The sequence below is a fragment of the Dokdonella fugitiva genome (assembly GCF_004342425.1).
Taxonomy (GTDB): Bacteria; Pseudomonadota; Gammaproteobacteria; order Xanthomonadales; family Rhodanobacteraceae; genus Dokdonella_A; species Dokdonella_A fugitiva.
On sequence record NZ_SLWQ01000002.1, the window covers coordinates 551634 to 570217 of the forward strand.

Sequence of the window (18584 nt, forward strand, 5' to 3'; positions counted from 1 at the left end):
GCCCTCGGCGGATCTTTGGCGCTAGGATGACCGAAACGCCACTTGGCACGTTTTCGGCATGAAACCCGCTCTCCAACTCCGCCTCGGCCAGTCGCTGGCCCTGACGCCGCAGCTGCAACAGGCGATCAGGCTGCTGCAGCTGTCGCGCATGGAGCTGGAGCTGGAGCTGAACACCGCGCTCGAATCGAACCCGCTGCTCGACATGGCCGAGGACGGTGGCGAAGGCGAGGACGGCGACGGCGAAGGCCTCGACGCGGTCGACGAGGCGCCCGCCGAGTCGGCCGATTCCGCCGAAGCGGACGAGCCGCTCGACCTCGACCTCGAACCCGATCCGACCGACTACCGCGGCAGCGGCTCGGGCGACGAGGACGGCCTCGAGCCGCAGGACGCCGAGATCGAGGACCTGCGCGACCACCTGCTCTGGCAGCTCAACCTCACGCCGATGTCGCCGCGTGACCGTGCGATCGCCACTGCGATCATCGAGGCGGTCGACGACGACGGCTATCTCGCCGAGAGCGACGACACGATCCGCGACGCGCTCGCCGCGCTGTACACCGTGACCTCCGAGGAAATCGAATCGGTGCGCCACCGCGTGCAGCACTTCGATCCGGTCGGCGTCGCCAGCCGCAACCTGCGCGAATGCCTCGCCGTGCAGCTGGATGCGTTCGACGTGCAGACGCCGGGCCTGTCGCTGGCGCAACTGCTCGTCGCCGATCATCTCGAAGCGCTCGCCCGGCAGGATCGCGCGCGCATCTGCCAGCGCCTGCAGACCGACGAGGCGGAGTTCGAAACCGCGCTCGCGCTGATCCGCTCGCTCGTGCCCAAGCCCGGCGGCGCCTTCGCGAGCACGAATGCCGAATACGTCGCGCCCGACGCGTACGCGCGCAAGGTCGGCGGCCGCTGGCAGGTCGCGCTCGCACCGGGCTGCCAGCCGCGCCTGGGCATCAACGAACACTACGCGAGCCTGATCGCGAAGGCGCGCCGGGAGGACGCGAGTTACCTCAAGGGCCAGTTGCAGGAGGCGCGCTGGCTCATCAAGAGCCTCAAGACGCGCGCCGAAACGATGCTCAAGGTCGCCGGCGCGATCGTGCGCGCGCAGGAGGCGTTCCTCGAGTTCGGCCCGGAAGCGATGCGCCCGCTCGTGCTCAAGGACGTCGCCGACGAGATCGGCATGCACGAATCGACGATCAGCCGCGTGACCACGCGCAAGTTCCTGCACACGCCGCGTGGTACGTTCGAATTCAAGTATTTCTTCTCGAGCGGCGTCGGCACCGTCGACGGCGGCGCCGCCTCGGCGACCGCGATCCAGGCGATGATCAAGCGCCTCATCGACGAGGAGCACGCGACACGGCCGTTGTCCGACCAGCTGCTCGCGACCGAGCTGAACCGCCGCGGCATCAACGTCGCGCGGCGCACGGTGGCGAAGTACCGCGAGGCGATGAACATTCCCTCATCGAACGACCGCAGCCGGCTTGGATGAACGCGCGGCACCACCACATTCCGCATTGGCAGCGGCGAAACGACGGAGGGAACGCAGGCAACGTATGAAGTGTCGAATGATGGAGCCGCACGCCCGAGCGACGCGCGGTGTTCTATTCGGGGCCCGGCGTCGCCGTGCCCGTCCATGAGGAGCCAGTCATGCAGATCAACGTCAAGGGCCACCAGGTCGAAGTCACCGCCGCGTTGCGCGATTACGCCGCCGGCAAGTTCGAGCGCGTCACGCGCGTCTTCGACCAGCTGCATGACGTCACGGTCGTGCTCGGCATCGAGAAGCTGCTGCACAAGGCCGAGGTGACGATGCAGCTCTCGGGCAAGACCCTGCATGCGGACGCGACCGCGCCCGACATGTACGCGGCGATCGACGCACTGGTCGACAAGGTCGAGACGCAACTGCGCAAGCACAAGGAGAAGCTGACCGACCACCACGCGGACACCGTGCGCGCGACGCGGTACAGTTGAGTTTCATCCGCAACGGATTCCGCGCCCGCCCATGCCATTCCTCGACTTGCTGCCCGCCGAGCGGGTGCGGACCGACCTTGCCGCGGCCGACAAGGGCGAACTGATCGAGCAGCTCGCACGGCTGCTCTCCGACGGCGTGGATCCTGCGGTCGCACGCGAGGCGCTCGCCGCGCGCGAGCGCCTCGGCAGCACTGGCCTCGGCCACGGCGTGGCGATTCCACACGGCCGCAGCGCGAAGATCGACGAGGCGCGCGCGGCCTTCGTGCGCCTCGCCACCCCGGTCGATTTCAGCGCCGACGACGGGCGCGCGGTCGACCTCGTCGCCGCGCTGCTCGTGCCGGCCCATTTCACCGACCAGCACCTCAAGTTGCTCGCCGAGCTCGCCGAGCTGTTCTCGGACGAGGCGATCACGGCCGAGCTGCGCGCGGCGCCGGACGCGGCGACCTTGCGCGAGGTGCTGGAGCGAGGGCTGAGGGCCGAGGGCTGAGGGCAGAGGCCCCGAGGCAGCGCCGATCCCCGCTCCGCGGCTTGATCCGCCCTGCGGCTGCGGGCCGCGTTGCAACGACACGAGGCGACTGCAGCAGGCAATGCCTTACACTTTGCCATCGCCCGGACATGCGCGTGCCCATGGCCCCCAGCCCCCAGCCCCCAGCCCTCCCGACCCCATGGACCGCCTGACCGCGCGCCAGCTGTTCGACGCCGTCAGCGAGCGCCTGTCGCTGCGCTGGGCGGCCGGGCTGCGTGGCGAGCAGCGGGCGATCGACACCGGCGACACGCTCGAGCGGCGCCCGTCGCTGGTCGGCTACCTCAACATCATCTATCCGAACAAGGTGCAGATCGTCGGCACCGAGGAACTCAAGTACCTCGACGGCCTCGATTCGCGCCAGCGCTGGGAGACCGTCGAGAAGATCATGGCCTACCAGCCGACCGCGCTGCTGGTGAGCAAGGACCAGGCCGTGCCGGCCGACCTGCGCCAGGCCGCGGAAGAGTCGAACACGCCGCTGTGGATCAGCCCCAAGCGCGGGCACGAGCTGCTCACCTACCTGCAATACCAGCTCGCGCGCACGCTCGCGCGCCAGGTCACCCTGCACGGCGTGCTGATGGAGGTGTACTCGATCGGCGTGCTGATCACCGGCGAGAGCGGCACGGGCAAGAGCGAGCTCGCGCTGGAACTGCTCACGCGCGGCCATCGCCTCGTCGCCGACGACGCGCCGGAATTCACCCTGATCGCCCCCGACGTCATCGACGGCACCTGTCCCGAGATGCTGCGCGACCTGCTCGAAGTGCGCGGCCTCGGCGTGCTCAACGTACGCGAGATGTTCGGCCATACCGCGGTGAAGCCGTCGAAATACCTGCGCCTGATCGTGCACCTCAAGCCGCAGAAGCTCGACGTGCCGCACGGCGACGCGATGACGCGCCTGACCGGCGACGTCGGCTACCGCGAGGTGCTCGACGTGCACGTGCCGCAGATCACGATCCCGGTCGCCCCGGGCCGCAACATCGCGGTGCTGGCGGAAGCCGCGGTGCGCAGCCACATGCTCAAGAGCAAGGGCTTCGATCCCGCGCAGACCTTCATCGACCGCCAGGCGCACCAGATGCGCCGACTGCCGCCATGGTAGACACCGCGACCACGACCACGCCGGGCGAAACGCCGCACGCCAACGGCCCCGACCAGCTCATCGTCGTGAGCGGCCTGTCGGGGTCGGGCAAGACGGTCGCGCTGCGCACGCTCGAGGACCTCGGCTACTACTGCGTCGACAACCTGCCCGCGGCGCTGATGCCCGCGTTCGTGCAGGCGCTGTCGCATTCGACGGTCGGCCACCGCAAGCTCGCGGTCGGCGTCGACGTGCGCAATCGCGCCGAGAACCTCAACCGCCTGCCGCAGATCCTCGCCGAGCTCGCGCGCTCGGACATCGGCTACCGGCTCGTGTTCCTCGACACGCGTGACGAGGTGCTGATCAAGCGCTATTCGGAGACGCGCCGTCGCCACCCGTTGTCGGTCGACGGCCTCGGCCTCGCCGAGGCGATCGCCGAGGAACGCCGCCTGCTCAAGCCGATGCTCGCGCTCGCCGACCGCGTCGTCGACACGAGTGACCTGAACGTGCACCAGTTGCGCCGCCTCGTCATCACCGAGATGGGGCTGACACCGGGCGCGATGACCCTGCTGTTTGAATCGTTCGCCTACCGCCGCGGCGTGCCGACGGACGCCGATTTCGTGTTCGACGCACGCTGCCTGCCCAACCCGCACTGGGATTCGAAACTGCGCCCGCTGTCGGGCAAGGACGCGCCGGTGCGTGAATGGCTCGAGTCCAAGCCCGAGGTGAAGCAGTTCGGCGACGACCTGCTCGCCTTCCTCGACCGCTGGTTGCCGCGCTTCGAGGCGGACGGTCGCAGCTATGTGACGATCTGTCTCGGCTGCACCGGCGGCCGGCACCGCTCGGTGTATCTTGCCGAGCGCCTCGCCGAGCAACTGCGCCAGCGTTACGGCCAGGTGCTGACGTATCACCGGGAGATGGAGTGATGAGAGCCGGGAATGGGGAATGGGGAATCGAGAATGGTTCAAAGCGAATGGCTGGCGCGCCCACGCCAGCGTCGGATCGCGACATGCTTTTCCCATTCCCCATTCCCCATTCCCCATTCCCGGCACGCGGAGCGTGCCCATGAGCGTCGGCGTCCTCCTCATGACCCACGAATCGATGGGGGCCGCGCTCGTGAGTGCGGCACGCCATGTGCTCGGCCGCCTGCCGCTGCCGGTCGAGGTGCAGGAAGTCGCCGCGAACGCCGATCCCGACCAGATGCTGCGCGCGGCGGCGGCCAACGCGCGCGATCTCGATCACGGCGACGGCGTGCTCGTGCTGTCCGACCTCTACGGGGCGACGCCGTGCAATATCGCCCAGCGCCTGCCCGACCTCGGCGTGCGCATGCACTGCGTGTCGGGATTGAACCTGCCGATGCTGCTGCGTGTCCTCAACTACCCGGAACAGTCGCTCGACGAACTCGCGCAGACCGCCGCCAGCGGCGGCCGCGGCGGCATCGTCGTCGACAACCCCTGACCGGGGCCGACGTCCCGCCCTTGCCCCGGCGACCACCCGCCCACATCACTGCCCGGCCCTCAGCCCTCAGCTCTCAGCCCTCAGCCCTCAGCCCAAACCATGCTCGAAAAGGACATCACGATCAGCAACAAACTGGGACTGCATGCGCGCGCGTCGGCCAAGCTCGTGCAGGCGCTGCACGCGTTCCAGGCCAGTGCGTTCATCGCGTGCCGCGGCAAGGAAGTCAATGCGAAGAGCATCATGGGCGTGATGATGCTCGCCGCCGGGCTCGGCACGCCGATCCGCCTGCGCACCGACGGCGTCGACGAGCAGGCGGCGATGGATGCGATGGTCGACCTGTTCGAGCGCAAGTTCGACGAAGGCCAGTAGAAAAACCGCCCTAGCGGCACGGCATGCCGCGAAGGCCCGCCGCAGCGACCCTGCGGCAAGGATGCGGATCGGCGCGGCGATCGTCGCGCGGATGTCTCTTCGACACGGAGGATGGAAAGCGCGTGCGACTCGTACTGACCGGCCTCGGCGCATCGCGCGGCATGGCGCTCGGTCGCGCACGCCTCGAACAACCGAGCCGCTACCTCGTCGATGACCGCCCGCTCGCCGAAGCCGAAGTCGACGCCGAGGTCGAGCGCCTCAGGCAGGCGATCGCCGCCGCGCGCGAGGAGCTCGCGCTGCTGCGCGAGAAGGTGCACGGCGCGATGGCGCGCGAAGTCGCCGAGTTCATCGACGCGCACAGCCTCATGCTCGCCGACCGCGAGCTGACCAGCGGCCTGTTCGACCTCATCCGCATCGGCCGCTACCGCGCGAGTGCCGCGCTCAAGATGCAGAAGGACCGTCTCGTCGCCGTGTTCGAGGCGATGGACGACCCCTACCTGCGCAGCCGCAAGGAGGACGTCGAGCACGTCATCGCGCGCGTGCAGGCCGGGCTCTCGCGCGAGTCGAGCCGCGCCGAGCGCCAGCTCGCCTCGCGCGTCGGCGAGATCCTCATCAGCGACTCGGTCGCGCCGTCCGAGCTAGTGCCGCTGGCCGAGCACGGCGTGCTCGGCGTCGTACTCACCTCCGGCAGCCAGGTGTCGCACAGCGCGATCCTCGCGCGCTCGCTGCGCCTGCCGATGATCGTCGCCGCACACGACGCGCTCGCGCGCATCCAGGACGACGACCTCATCCTCGTCGATGGCGACCGCGGCGAAGCGATCGTGCACCCGGCGGCACCCGACCTCGCGCGTTATCGCGCCTGGCAGCGCGAGATGGCGCAGAAGGGCAAGCGCCTCGCGCTGCTGCGCGATGCCGAGACGCGCACGCTCGACGGCGTGCCGATCGCGCTCCATGCGAACGCGGAATCCGCGGCCGACATCGCCCAGGCCCGCGCCTGCGGCGCCGCCGGCATCGGGCTCTACCGCACGGAATTCCTGTTCCTGCAGCGGCGCGAAGTGCCCGACGAGGACGAGCAGTTCCTCTGCTACCGCGACCTCGTACTCGGCATGGGCGGCCTGCCGGTGACGATCCGCACGCTCGACCTCGGTGCCGACAAGGCCGATTCGAGCGGACTCGTGCTCGACGACGAGGAGAACCCCGCGCTCGGCGTGCGCGGCGTGCGCCTGTCGCTGCGCCATCCGCAGCTCATGCGCACGCAGCTGCGAGCGATCCTGCGCGCGTCCGCCTACGGCCCGGTGCGCGTGCTCGTGCCGATGGTTTCGGCCGCGGAGGAAATGGCCAGCGTGCGCCACCTGCTGCGCGACTGCGCGCGCGACCTGCGTTCGGCCGGCCACGAGATCGCCGAGAATGTCGAGCTCGGCGCGATGATCGAGGTGCCGGCCGCGGCGATCGCCCTGCAGGGCATGATCCGCTCACTCGACTTCGTCGCGATCGGTACCAACGATCTCGTGCAGTACACGCTCGCGGTCGATCGCAACAACGACCAGCTCGCCAACCTCTACGACCCGCTCCACCCGGCCGTGCTGAAGCTCCTCGCGCAGACGATCGCGTGCGCGCGGCGCGCCGGCAAGCGCGTCACGCTGTGCGGCGAGATGGCCGGCGACCGCCGCTACACCGCCCTGCTGCTCGCGCTCGGTCTCACCGATTTCAGCATGCACCCGGCCGTGCTGCTGGAGATCCGCGAGGCGATCATCGGCCTCGACTGCGCCGCCGCGCGTGCGCAGGCGAAGGCGCTGCTGCGTGCGCCCACGCGCGAACGCATCGGCCGCGTGCTCGCGCGCATGGGTACCACCCCGTAGGGCACGTCGAGCGATCCAGGGCGGGTCGAGCGCGCAGCGCGAGTCCCGCCCGGGCTGCCGCTGCGTCACGACGAGCCCCGCACTCCAGTGCTTTTCCACGGTGTGCCCGGTGTGCTTCGTGTTCCAGTCCTTCCGCTCGGCCCCATCGCAAGCGGCGGCACGCGCTGCGCGCGTACCGCCCTACGAGGCATCGGGGCGTAACCGCGGTCGAGCACGCAACGTGGGCGTCCTCCAACACGGCAGAAGGCCATGCCACACGGCCTGCCACATGGCATCATGTGCACTTATGTCCGATTCCCCCTTGTCCCGGTGCATCGATGCGCGCGTCCTCGCGGACGCCGGCCGCCACGCCGCCGCGTTCGCGCGGCGCGAACCGTTCCGCCACGTCGTCATCGACGGCTTCTTCGATGCGGACTACGCCGCGGCGCTGCTCGCGCAGTTCCCCGCATTCGAGCGCGGCAATGCGCGCAACGAGGCCGGCGAACTCGGCGGCAAGTCGACGATCGAGCGCATCCGCGGCCTCGGCGAGCCGTACGCGCAGCTCGACGACCTGATCCGCACGCCGGACTTCCTCGGCCTCGTCGGTCGCATCACCGGCATCCCCGACCTGCTCTACGACGCCGACTATTTCGGCGGCGGCACGCACGAGAACCGCGAAGGCCAGGATCTCGACCCGCACGTCGACTTCAACCGCCACCCGCGCGAGCCGTGGCATCGCCGCCTCAACCTCATCGTCTACCTCAATCCGGAATGGGAGGACGGTTGGGGCGGCTCGCTCGAACTGCATTCCGACCCGCGCTCGCCGGACGACCGCGTGACGCTCGTCACGCCGCTGTTCAACCGCTGCGTGATCTTCGAGACGACCGAATGGAGCTGGCACGGCTTCAGCCGCATCACCCTGCCGCCGGACCGGCGCGCGCTGTCGCGCAAGTCGATCGCGCTGTACTTCTACACGCGCGAACGGCCCGCCGAGGAACTCGCCGACACGCACTCGACCATCTACGTCGACCGTCCGCTGCCCGCACGCTTCCGCGCCGGACTCACGCTCGACGAACGCGACGTCGAGGAGTTGCGCGTCCTGCTCGCGCGCCGCGACCAGCACAACCAGCGCCTGTACCGCGACATCACGCGCCTGACCCGCGACCTCGAGCGCACGCAGGCGGCGTTGTACGCCGGCCGGCTCGGCCGCCTGCGCTACCTCGCGCAGCGCCTGCTGCGCGGACGCGGCGCGGGCTAATGCGCCGGCGCGGCGCCCGTTGCGTCGCGGCCTCCCCCTGATCATCTCCGCTGCCGGAATCGCCATGAACATCGACGACATCGCACGACAGGCGCTCGCCTTCCGCACCGAACTCGACGCACTCAAGGAGCGCATCGCACCGACGGACTTCGGCTGGTATCCCTACGGCACGCTCGACAACTTCCACATCCTGACCCTGCTGCTGCAAGGCGAACGGCGCGACCTGCTCGATTTCGTCGGCGATGCGCCGATCGTCGACATCGGCGCTGCCGATGGCGATACGGCGTTCTTCATGGAGAGGCTCGGCTGCCGCGCCGACGTGGTCGACTACGCGCCGACCAACTTCAACGGCTGTCGCGGCGTGCGCGCGCTCAAGGCCGAGCTCGGCTCGCGCGTGGACATCCGCGAGGTCGACCTCGACGCGCGCTTCGACCTGCCGGGCGAGCGTTATGGCCTTGCGTTCTTCCTCGGCATCCTCTACCACCTGAAGAATCCGCTCGGCGCGCTCGAGAGCCTCGCGCGCAACACGCGCCATGCGCTGGTCAGCACGCGCATCGTGCGCTACAACCTCGCGCCGGACGCGTCCCCGGGGGACCACGTCAACCGCTCGCGCGTGGAGCTGCAGAGCGTGCCGCTCGCCTATCTCGTCGACACCTGCGAGACCAATGGCGACGCGACCAATTTCTGGATGTTCTCCGACGCGGGCCTGCGCCGCGCTCTCGACCGTACCGGCTGGGACGTGCTCGACTACATCACGCTCGGCAATACGGAGGCGTCGGACCCGGCCACGGCCGCCGGCGACGAGCGTGCGTTCTGCTTCGTGCGCAGCCGCCATTTCGGTTGAGCTGCCGTGCGCGCCGACGTGAAGGAAGGACCCTCGCATGTCGAGCCATGACACCCTCCCGGCCGGGGACGCCACCGCCGGAACGGCAAGCCGACCGCAATGGTTCGCGCGCCTGCGCGCGCATGTGACGACGCCGGCCGACGGGCTCGCCGCGCGCGTCGACAATTTCCTGCTACTGCGCTTCCTCGCCGCGGCGCTCGTCATCTACGGCCACGGCTACGCGATGGTGGTGCATGCACCGGACGCGGCGGACGTGTTCATCAGCCTCGGCTGGAGCAGCTATTCCGGCACGATCGGCGTCGACCTGTTCTTCGTCATCAGCGGCTTCCTCGTCACTGGCAGTTTCGTGCGCCGGCGCGATCTGCTCGCGTTCGCTTGGGCACGCGCGCTGCGCCTGCTGCCCGCGTACGTCGCCTGCCTGCTGCTGTCGACATTCGTGCTCGGCACGCTTTACACCACGCTCGCACCCGGCGACTACCTGCGCGACCCGCACACGACAGGCTACGTGCTCGACAACCTCCAGCTCGGTCGCAACATGCGCTGGAGCCTGCCCGGCGTGTTCACGGACAATCCGCGGCGCGACACGATCAACGGCTCGATCTGGACCCTGCCGATCGAAGTGCGCATGTATGCCTGGGTCGCGCTGCTCGGCGCGGTCGGCCTGCTCGCGCGACGCGGCGTGGCGACGCTCGCGGTCCTCGCCCTGCTGCTCGCCGGCTGGTTGATGCCGGAGTACGTGCCCGCGCTGGGCATGCCCGGCGCGACGCGCCTAGGCGGGATGTTCGCGCTCGGCGCGCTGTGCTGGTTGTACCGCGACGTCGTGCCGGTACACGGCGCGCTGCTCGCGCTGCTCGCCGCGGCATGCTGGGCGCTGCGCGCGACATCGCTGCATCCGCTCGTCTTCGCGCTGGCGGAAGTGCAGTTCGTGTTCTGGTTCGCCTATCGCCTGCGCTGGCACGGCTTCAACCGCTTCGGCGACTATTCCTACGGGCTCTACCTGTGGGGCTTCCCGATGCAGCAGGTCGTTGCGCACCACTGGCCGCAGGCATCGCCGACCTTCAACTCGGTCGTCGCGTTCGTGCCGGCGATGCTGCTCGGGGTGGCGTCGTGGCACGCGCTCGAAAAGCCCCTGCTCGCATTCAAGGACGCGTCGGCGCGCGCGCGCGCCTGGATCGGTACGCGCCTGCGACGCGCCGGCGCTCGCGCCCCGCGGCTGCATGACGCGCTTGCCGCGTTCGGCAGCTCGACGCGCCTGCAGTACGCGGGCGTTGCCGGCTTCGTCCTGGCCGCGGCTTTCTACGCCGCGACTGCACTGGCGGTGGTCGCGAACTTCCGCCTGCCACTGCCCGGCGCGAGCCCGATGCTGCACGTCGCACTCGGCGCATTCGCCGTGGCGCTGGCGGCCGCGCTCGTCGTGGCGACGATCCTGCGCGAGCGCACGTGGCCGCGGCTCGTGCGGGCCGCCGCCTGCGCGCTCGTCGTGCTCGCCTTCGGCTGGCTCGGCAACGCGCGCATGCTCGTGTACGGCGACACGCCGGTACGGGCGTTTCTCGTCGTGGTCGGTTGCGTCCTTGCGTTGCTCTCGACCCGTGCCGCCGCCGGCAGCGATCGACCGCTGCCCTGGCTGATCGGCGCCGGCCTTGCGGCCACCGCGGCGACAGCGTCGGCCCGAGCCGGCGTCGCGGTGTTCATGGGCGTTCTCGCACTCGGCACCGTGCTGCGGCTGCGCCGGCGTGATCTCGCGCTCGTCGTGGCGTGGGCCGTCGGGATCCTGCTCGTGTACGGGTTCGCGCGCTCCGGCGATGACAGTGCGAGCGCAAGCCTCGCACTCGATCCGCTCGTCGGCGGCGCCGCGGTGCTGCGCTGGCTCGCCTCACCCTGGATGCATGCCCTGTTCGGGCTCGGGGACCCGACGGTGCAGGCGTGGATGCCGGCTGCCGTCGCACCGCGCGCCGGCGAGGTGCCGCTGGTGGATGCGGCGCGCTCGCTCGGTGTCCGATTCGGCGCGCGTCCCGCGCTGCTCGAAGGCCTGCTGCTCGGCGCCGCGGGGCTGGCGGCATGGGTATTCGTCGCCGTGCAGGCGTGGCGCAGCGGCCGCGACTTCGCGCGCATGCGTGTGCTCGCGTTCGGTTTGTCGAGCTTCGCGCTCGGCGCAGCCATCGTGACCGGCTTCGCGCACGCGGACAGGTTCGCGACGACGCCGGAGCTTGCGTACGCGGCCCCCTACCTGCCGTGGAGCAGCCTGTTCTGGCTCGGCCTCGGTCTGTACGCGCTGGGCAGCGTGACGGTGAATGCGCGTGCGGCGGCGACGTTCGCCGTCGCCATGGTGCTGATGCTGTTCCTGCCGAGCCATCGCATGATCGCCGATGCTTGCGCCGTCGCCTACCGCCAGACGGCACGGTCGATGCTGGTGGCGCGCCTCGGCATGCGCGACGCGGGGCACGTCCCCGACACAATGCCCGCGGGCCTGCAGCACGGCTTCGCGTCACCGCCCGAACAATCGCCCGGCTGGCACGCACCCGCGCGGCCGTGGCCGCCGGCACCCGACGGCGCGGCGCGCTTCGTCCGCGGCTTCGACGACGCGCCGTCGGGTCACCGCGTAGCGGCGTTCGAGGGCTGGTTCCCCCGCGTTCGCGGGCGCGGGCGTGATCCGCTCGTCGCGGTCGTGGATGCGGACGGGGCGCTGCGCGGTCTCGCAGCGATCGACTTCATCGGGCCGGGCCGCCGTTCGCTGCGCCTGAACGTCCCTGCCAAGCGTGGCTTCGACGGCTACGTGATCGATCCGCGCCCGGGCGAGCAGCTCACGGTCGTCATGCTCGACGATGAACGTCGGCGCGTGCTCGCCGCGATCCCGTTGACGGTCGACCCGGAGCCGTGACGAAGGTGCGCAACGCGCACACGGCGCGCCTCAGGAAGCGGCGCCGCGGCGCTGTTCGTCGAGCGTGAGCGCGACCTTGTCGCGCAGGTAGACCGGCAGGGCGAGCTCGGGCGCGACGCCGTCGCGCACGCGCGGCAGCGCGAGGCGAGCGATGTCGACTGCCTGCGGATAGTGGTCGCCTTCGGCCCACACAGATTCGACGCCGAGGCGCGCGCGCAGCACGTCGCCGTAAGTGGACCAGCCGCTGCCGACGACGTTGCACGCTTCGCGCGCGGCGAGCGGCAGGTCCGCGGCCGCACACACGGTCTCGTCGGCGATGGGTTCGACCAGGCCGTCCGGCGTGCGGCGGAACCAGCCCGCGTAGATCTCGCCCATGCGCGCGTCGATGACGGCGAGGACCGGCGCATCGTTTTCCGGCGCCTGCAGCGCGAGCGCCGCGAGCGATGAAACCGGCACGACCGGGATGCCGAGCGCAAACGCGATGCCCTGCGCGGCGGATATCGCGAGGCGCACGCCCGTGAACGCGCCCGGCCCGCAGCCGACCGCGATCGCATCGAGGCCGCGCCGCGCGAGGCCGGCCTCGGCGAGCACTTCGTCGCACATCGGCAGCAGCAACTCGGCATGGCGACGCGGCGCGAGTTCGCTGCGCGCGAACAGGCGTTCGCCTGACAGCAGGGCGACCGAACAGGATTCGGTCGCGGTTTCGATCGCGAGCAGGTTCATGGCGTGCGGGATTCTAGCGCGCGGGGCGCGGCGAAAGGGCTGAGGGGCGATGGGTCGAGGCGGTCGGGTTTTGTGCGGGTGGCGTAAGCGCGATGCCGCCAAGTCCACGACGTAGGGCGGATCAAGGCGCGCATGCGCCGGATCCGCCGTTTCGCGGCCATGATCCGGCCTACGCGCTCCTGCGATCGCGATCCCCGTAGGGCGGTACGCGCGCAGCGCGTGCCGCCGCCCGCGACGCGCATGGCCTGCCGGCGCTGCCGCCGCGCATGCGCTTCACGCCGGCTCCTTCGCTCCCGTCGCGTACCAGTCCACCCGCCGCGTCAGCGCCATCAAGGCCACGACCGTCGCGAGCATCGCGAGCGAACCCATGAGCAGCGCGTAGTCCTCGCTGCGCACGAGCCCGTACAGCAAGGCGTAGACGAGCGCGAGCATGCCACCGAGCGCGATGCCCGCGCGCCGTTGCGCGAGGATCGCCGCGGCATAGCCGCCGACGATGAACGCGGTCGCTCCCGCCGCGGTTGCATACGCGATGCTGAAACCGACATGCTCGGACAACGCGAGCAGCACGAGGTAGAACGTGCACAACGCCGCGCCGACGAGCAGGTACTGCACCGGATGCACGCGCAACCCGCGCAGCACTTCGAACAGGAAGAACGCGACGAAGGTCAGCGCGATGAACACGAGGCCGTACTTGCCCGCACGCACGTTCTGCTGGTACGCGTTCGCGGGGCGCACGAGGTTCACGCCGTAGCTGCTCGAGACCAGGTCCACCGATGCGGCCTCGAGCGACGACCAGTGCTGCGGCACGGGGCGGTTGAGGTCGAGCACCTGCCAGTCCGCGCGGAAGCCGTTCGCGTCGATGCGCCGCTCGGCGGGCACGAAGGCGCCGTCGAATCCCGGATCGCCCCACGCGCCGTCGACGTGCGTTTCGGTCTGCCGCGCGAGCGGAAGCACGGCGAAGCGTTCGCTGCCGGCCACCGTCAGCTCGAACGCGAACGGTAGCGGCTGCGTGGCCAGCGTCGGATCGAACGCGAATGGCGCGCTGATCGCCGTAAGTCCGCCGACGCCGGCGCCGTCAGGCCCGAACTCCGGCGCATCCGCACCGATGCGCAGCGGCGACGCGCGCCGGATGCCGTGCACGTCGGCGACCGGCACGCGCAGCTCGGCACGCCGCCACTGCGCGCTGCAGCCGTCGCCGCCGACGCGCGCGACGTCGCCCGGCATGAAACGACCCTCCGCCTTGATCGTCGCGGTGTAGACGACGCTCTCGTAGATGCCGTAGCTACGCAACTCGGGCGCAAGCGTCGCGCCGAGCGCGAGGCGGTCGGGCAGCACGAAGTCGGTGCGTTCGATCGTCGCCGGCTTGCCGTCGCGTTCGACCTCGCAGCGCACCGGCACCGCGAGCACCGGCCCGCCGACGACCTGCGGCGCACCCCAGCGCACGGCGATCTGCCGCGCCGCTTCCTGCGCGCGACCGGCGCGCTCACCGATGAGATCATTGACCTGCGCGAGCGGGATGAGCATCAACAGCGCGAGCAACGCGACCCCGAGCACCTTCGCGGTGACGCCGGGCGTGAATCGCGGAATCATGGTCTGCCTCCGTTCGTCGGGAGCAACCATTGCACCCGCGCCGCGCGGCGCAGCGCGGGCGGATTCGGGCCGATTGCGGGCGGAATGCGCTACCGGCGTGGCTTCAGGGGCAGTGGATTCGGCGGACGCGCTTCGTTGCCGCCGAGCCGACGCCAGTTTCGCTGCGCGACATGGGCCGGTATCCACGACTCGAGACCGAGCGTCTCGAGCGGCGCAAGTGACGAGAAATCCACGCCCTTCAGCGGCGACCCGAGGCGGAGGGATCCCGATTCCCAGTCGTCAGGTCTTCAACTCCAGGTACGGAATGCAGTACTCGACGATTTCGTCCATCGCCACCGCAACGGCTCGAATACGACGCGCCTCATTACAACCTCACCCAGCCGTCCATTCGAGCGATCAATGCACCGGCACTTCCCCGTCCGACGGATCCTTCCAGAACCAGAGATTCTGCGTGGATCCTTCCGGGCGGAACTCGACGACGAATCCCCGTGGCCGCGCCGGCGCGCCCATGGGCTGGACGCTGGTCGGGCGCAGGCCGCGCTCCGTCGCAGCGCTTCGTACATCGTCCATCGTCGCGCGCAAAGGCCGGGTGAATGTCACCGCGATCTTCTTCAATTCCCTGGAGGCGAACAAGGCATCCCAGTCGAGCGGCACGACATTGGACAGGCCGAGCACGTGGAGGCGCACCATGTCCCTGAGCCAGGCGATGCCGTCGTGACGACCGGCGAAGCCACGAAGATCGAGCCGGCGCAGATCCGCTCTTGCCTGTACGGCACCGATGTCATGGATGAGGGGCAGGGACTCGACGAGTTCGATCTCCCTGACCGACGCCATGTCGCCGATCGTGGCGATGTCGGACAGCTTTCTCAGATGGGCAAGCTGCAGCGCGCGCAGCTTCGTGCATCCGGCCAATCCCCCGAGGCTGGCCAGCTTTCCGCGCACCAGCGAAAGCCCTTCCAGGGTGCCCAGCCGCCCGATGTGCTCGCAGTCCGGCTCGGCGAAGCCTTCGATGTGCAGCCACTCGAGACGCGTGCATTCGAACAAGGTCTTCGCATAGGCCGGGGTCCATGATTCGAGCCCGAGCGTCTGCAGCGAGGCGAGTGACGCGAAATCGACACCCTTGAGCGGCGGCCCGAGCCGGAGCGCACGCAACGACGTCAGTTCCTCCAGCCCCCGGGCACTTTTCCACGCGCCGCTCGGGATCGCCAGCGACGCGATCTTCGCGGCCCAAGGTCGGAGGAAGCGGAAGTCCTCATACTCGCCACCGTGGAATTCCAGACGATCAAAATCGTGCCGCGCCATGCAGGCGACAGCGCCTTCGGACCAGCCTCCACTCACGACGAGGCGAGTCCCGTTGCCATCCAGTGATTCGATGATGCATGCGTCGGGCACGACTTCCCCATCTTCAACGGCATCAAGAACGTCGTTGCTGCGATCGCGCCCGATGGCGAGGTCACGGAGCATCATCGCGACCGTCGCGACTATCGATAGGCCGATTCAAGACGCGACACGGGATACTCGACACAGCGGCTGATATCCTGATGGCGGCTCCCGACGTCACCAATGGCTTCTCGGCACGGATCCGTTCCACCTCCACGCAATAGATTCAGCCCGAATCAGGTACCGATAAGTGAACCCGCCCACGTTTTGTGTCCGTTTTGGTCTTGCGCGGACAAACCGAAGCGCACCCCAACGCGAAACCTGGCTACTTGATACGCAAGTTCGCTATCGGCCCTCCTGAAGCGGGTTTGTGCTAATGAACCCATAGTTGCACAGCCGACGGTCGATGCCTTCGACCAATTGCTCACGCAGGTCGACAAACTCCAACGAATGCCAATTAGGGTCATCAAGTCCACGCCGCAATCTGCTCAATGCGCCCAAAGGAAGGAACCTGACCGCGAACTCGCAGCGGAACCGCAGGACCTTCGACGCATCCTTGACGAAATCCCTGGTGTACGGTGCCGGATACGCCACGGACGTCGATATGCCGCGATCGTAGTACTCGAGATGCTTGAGATGTCGCGAACACCATTCGTCCGGGTCAGCCAGCGCGGCGTCCGCCTCACCGGCAATGCGCCTCAGCTCGTCCGTCTCGACCGCGCCGACAGGAGCTTCCAACACCGTCAGGAAAGGCCTGGATTTGCGCCGCTCGGTGGGTAGCCCGAGAAGCGTCAGGCATACATCCTCATCACAACGCCGCAGGGCCTCTGGACCGAGCGCATCCACTTGTCGTTGCAGGTAGCGGGAAACCATTGGAACGCAGCCGTCAGGGACGACAAAACCCATGTGCCTCCGGTCCAGCAGACAATACTCCGATAGCGGCACGTGTGACACGAAGTGGTCGCCGAGTATCCGCGTCAGCGCACCGAGCAGTATCGTTGCGTAGGCCGAATGCGTGGACGCCCCCACTTCGGCGCACATCTCCCGGATGCGCTCCTGCAACCCGCCGCGCGTGCGCAGCCGCTCCAGGAAATCCGAGTGCGCTCGATCCATCGCCGGATGCACATCCAATGACCAGAATATGTTGCCAACGGGGGAAAAAACATTGGCGACATGTGCTCCTGTGCCTGCCAGCGCAGTCCAGTAAACGCGAACATGAGTGGACCGGGCCTTGGCATACGTGTCTTGACTTTCGAGCGCAGCCAATTCCCATGTGTCCAGTTGGATATGATCCATGGAATGCATCATGGCGTCCCGTTACGTGAACACCACGGCAACGACGTCTTCGCACCGGACTCGAAGTATCTCCGCTCGCGGGTAAAGACATCACCGATCGGTAGGATACCTACGCCCCACCATCCGCCAATGTCATATACCTGTTGCAGTGCGTTCGTTATCGAACTGCGGCCCGCCTCTGTTTGCGCGATTCGTAGTACGACGCTCGATCTCGTCCTGCCCAATGTCCTGGTCGCATATGGCTCTGCACCGTCGATTACAAGCGCGATTGCGGCGATCTCCGTGTGGATCGCCACGTGCTGCGCCCGACTAATGCGCGACATCTCCTGATCCATGCCGCCGCAGAGGTAAATGGGGATTGTATGATGACCGTCTTCCCTTACCGCTTGTTGCACGAGTGCATCAATGAGCGGGTCGGTTCTGTCGCGTTCTTCACTGACCGCGCGCGCACGGAACTGCGTCACGGCAACCGCGTCCCACAAGCCGAATGTTCGGGCTCCCGTCGAATTGTCCACTACAGCACCAATGAACAATCTTGCACCGATATAGGCGAGTGAGGCGATTGCAAGGCCAGCAGCAATGTTCCCCGCGACGCTTGTTTCCGCTGCGGTCATCAATCCCGATGGATCCACGCGATTCACGGGATCGCCATTGGCATTCAGATATTTATTGAGCGAAATCGGCAATTTGGTGCTACCGGGCGCGGCGTCTTCACTGACGAATCTGCCTGCAGCAGGGTCGTACCAGCGGGCTCTGAGATAGATGAACCCAGCGTTGGCGTCGTGGCGCTCACCCGCATATCCGTACGGATTGGCGTCGCCCCCGATGCTCTCGACCCGGTTGCCCCAAGCGTCGTAGCCATAGGTCTGGATCGCGGCACCGGTCGCGTCCGTCAACGCGACGACGCTGCCGAGGCCGTCGTGGTGGTAGACCGTGGCCCTGTTCGATTGCGCCGGTTCGATGCGCAGCAGCAGCTCGTCGCCGTAGACGTACACGGCCGTCGCGTGGCCGTCGTCGCCGTATTCGGCGACGACCTGCGCGAACGCGAGGTTCGGGTCGACGAGGTAGTGCGTCGTTTCCGTCGCGCCACCCTGCGTGCGACTGCGCGTCTCGAGGTTGCCGTCGGCGGCGTATGTGTAGCGGATCGCGGTGCCGTCGGGCAGCGTGACGCCATCGAGATAGTGGCGGCTGTTGAACGTGTAGGTGCTCGTCTGCGCGCTGGCGCCGCTGCCGACCGTCCTGCTCTGCAGCTGGCCGTTCGTGTTCCATGTATAGGTCGCCGCGTCGCCGCCCGTGATCTGGGTCAGGCGGTCGGTGACGTCGTAGGTGTAGGTGCTGGCTGCACCATCCTTCGTCTGGTTCGTGCGGTTGCCGACTGCATCAAGCGTCCAGCTCG

General features: G+C 68.6%; 16 protein-coding genes. 11 read left to right on the forward strand and 5 right to left on the reverse strand.

From position 1 onward, the window contains the following. Positions 1-58 precede the first annotated feature (58 nt). The 11 genes from EV148_RS06770 (at position 59) to EV148_RS06820 (ending at position 12199) form a co-directional block, all read left to right on the forward strand. On the forward strand, positions 59-1480 hold the full coding sequence (locus tag EV148_RS06770; protein ID WP_131995390.1) for an RNA polymerase factor sigma-54: 1422 nt from the start codon (positions 59-61) through the stop codon (positions 1478-1480). A gap of 158 nt (positions 1481-1638) precedes the next feature. Beyond that, positions 1639-1959, forward strand: coding sequence for a ribosome hibernation-promoting factor, HPF/YfiA family (hpf, locus tag EV148_RS06775; protein WP_131995393.1), 321 nt, complete (start codon positions 1639-1641; stop codon positions 1957-1959). Between the two features lie 31 nt (positions 1960-1990). Then, positions 1991-2446, forward strand: a complete 456-nt coding sequence (locus EV148_RS06780) for a PTS sugar transporter subunit IIA (protein ID WP_131995396.1) — start codon at positions 1991-1993, stop codon at positions 2444-2446. Positions 2447-2624: 178 nt separating this feature from the next. Next, positions 2625-3578 (forward strand): HPr(Ser) kinase/phosphatase, encoded by a 954-nt coding sequence (gene hprK, locus EV148_RS06785; RefSeq protein ID WP_131995399.1) that lies wholly within the window; start codon positions 2625-2627, stop codon positions 3576-3578. After that, positions 3572-4480, forward strand: a complete 909-nt coding sequence (rapZ, locus tag EV148_RS06790; RefSeq protein ID WP_131995402.1) for an RNase adapter RapZ — start codon at positions 3572-3574, stop codon at positions 4478-4480. Before hprK ends, rapZ begins: the two co-directional genes overlap by 7 nt. A 139-nt stretch (positions 4481-4619) precedes the next feature. Next, on the forward strand, positions 4620-5012 hold the full coding sequence (locus EV148_RS06795; RefSeq protein WP_131995405.1) for a PTS sugar transporter subunit IIA: 393 nt from the start codon (positions 4620-4622) through the stop codon (positions 5010-5012). Between the two features lie 99 nt (positions 5013-5111). Continuing rightward, a complete protein-coding gene (locus tag EV148_RS06800; RefSeq protein ID WP_131995408.1) occupies positions 5112-5381 on the forward strand; it encodes an HPr family phosphocarrier protein in 270 nt (89 codons plus the stop codon). Between the two features lie 122 nt (positions 5382-5503). Beyond that, a complete protein-coding gene (gene ptsP / locus EV148_RS06805) occupies positions 5504-7240 on the forward strand; it encodes a phosphoenolpyruvate--protein phosphotransferase (RefSeq protein ID WP_131995411.1) in 1737 nt (578 codons plus the stop codon). Between the two features lie 301 nt (positions 7241-7541). Further along, positions 7542-8477, forward strand: a complete 936-nt coding sequence (locus EV148_RS06810; protein WP_241988002.1) for a 2OG-Fe(II) oxygenase — start codon at positions 7542-7544, stop codon at positions 8475-8477. A gap of 64 nt (positions 8478-8541) precedes the next feature. Continuing rightward, a complete protein-coding gene (locus tag EV148_RS06815; protein WP_131995417.1) occupies positions 8542-9321 on the forward strand; it encodes a class I SAM-dependent methyltransferase in 780 nt (259 codons plus the stop codon). 37 nt (positions 9322-9358) lie between these two features. Next, on the forward strand, positions 9359-12199 hold the full coding sequence (locus EV148_RS06820; protein WP_131995420.1) for an acyltransferase family protein: 2841 nt from the start codon (positions 9359-9361) through the stop codon (positions 12197-12199). Between the two features lie 30 nt (positions 12200-12229). Here the strand turns inward: EV148_RS06820 and tsaB are convergent, their stop codons facing one another. The 5 genes from tsaB to EV148_RS06845 all read right to left on the reverse strand — a co-directional run. Next, positions 12230-12922, reverse strand: coding sequence for a tRNA (adenosine(37)-N6)-threonylcarbamoyltransferase complex dimerization subunit type 1 TsaB (tsaB, locus tag EV148_RS06825; RefSeq protein WP_131995423.1), 693 nt, complete (start codon positions 12920-12922; stop codon positions 12230-12232). Between the two features lie 273 nt (positions 12923-13195). Next, positions 13196-14512: a cell envelope integrity protein CreD gene (creD, locus tag EV148_RS06830; protein WP_338419053.1), complete on the reverse strand. Its 1317-nt coding sequence runs from the start codon at positions 14510-14512 to the stop codon at positions 13196-13198. 396 nt (positions 14513-14908) lie between these two features. After that, positions 14909-15979, reverse strand: a complete 1071-nt coding sequence (locus tag EV148_RS06835) for a leucine-rich repeat domain-containing protein (protein WP_131995426.1) — start codon at positions 15977-15979, stop codon at positions 14909-14911. 258 nt (positions 15980-16237) lie between these two features. Continuing rightward, the gene (locus EV148_RS06840) at positions 16238-17188 is read right to left on the reverse strand and encodes a hypothetical protein (RefSeq protein ID WP_131995429.1); all 951 of its coding nucleotides are present in this window, start codon (positions 17186-17188) and stop codon (positions 16238-16240) included. Between the two features lie 8 nt (positions 17189-17196). Next, positions 17197-18584 (reverse strand): RHS repeat-associated core domain-containing protein (locus EV148_RS06845; protein ID WP_131995432.1); only part of this gene is annotated, 1388 nt, incomplete at its 5' end.

What these genes read in the sequence shown, in the direction of transcription:
- EV148_RS06770 (WP_131995390.1), top strand. Translation starts at nt 59, where the DNA reads ATGAAACCCGCTCTCCAACTCCGCCTCGGCCAGTCGCTGGCCCTGACG.
- hpf (WP_131995393.1), top strand. Translation starts at nt 1,639, where the DNA reads ATGCAGATCAACGTCAAGGGCCACCAGGTCGAAGTCACCGCCGCGTTG.
- EV148_RS06780 (WP_131995396.1), top strand. Translation starts at nt 1,991, where the DNA reads ATGCCATTCCTCGACTTGCTGCCCGCCGAGCGGGTGCGGACCGACCTT.
- hprK (WP_131995399.1), top strand. Translation starts at nt 2,625, where the DNA reads ATGGACCGCCTGACCGCGCGCCAGCTGTTCGACGCCGTCAGCGAGCGC.
- rapZ (WP_131995402.1), top strand. Translation starts at nt 3,572, where the DNA reads ATGGTAGACACCGCGACCACGACCACGCCGGGCGAAACGCCGCACGCC.
- EV148_RS06795 (WP_131995405.1), top strand. Translation starts at nt 4,620, where the DNA reads ATGAGCGTCGGCGTCCTCCTCATGACCCACGAATCGATGGGGGCCGCG.
- EV148_RS06800 (WP_131995408.1), top strand. Translation starts at nt 5,112, where the DNA reads ATGCTCGAAAAGGACATCACGATCAGCAACAAACTGGGACTGCATGCG.
- EV148_RS06815 (WP_131995417.1), top strand. Translation starts at nt 8,542, where the DNA reads ATGAACATCGACGACATCGCACGACAGGCGCTCGCCTTCCGCACCGAA.
- EV148_RS06820 (WP_131995420.1), top strand. Translation starts at nt 9,359, where the DNA reads ATGTCGAGCCATGACACCCTCCCGGCCGGGGACGCCACCGCCGGAACG.
- tsaB (WP_131995423.1), bottom strand. Translation starts at nt 12,922, where the DNA reads ATGAACCTGCTCGCGATCGAAACCGCGACCGAATCCTGTTCGGTCGCC.
- creD (WP_338419053.1), bottom strand. Translation starts at nt 14,512, where the DNA reads ATGATTCCGCGATTCACGCCCGGCGTCACCGCGAAGGTGCTCGGGGTC.
- EV148_RS06835 (WP_131995426.1), bottom strand. Translation starts at nt 15,979, where the DNA reads ATGATGCTCCGTGACCTCGCCATCGGGCGCGATCGCAGCAACGACGTT.
- EV148_RS06840 (WP_131995429.1), bottom strand. Translation starts at nt 17,188, where the DNA reads ATGGATCATATCCAACTGGACACATGGGAATTGGCTGCGCTCGAAAGT.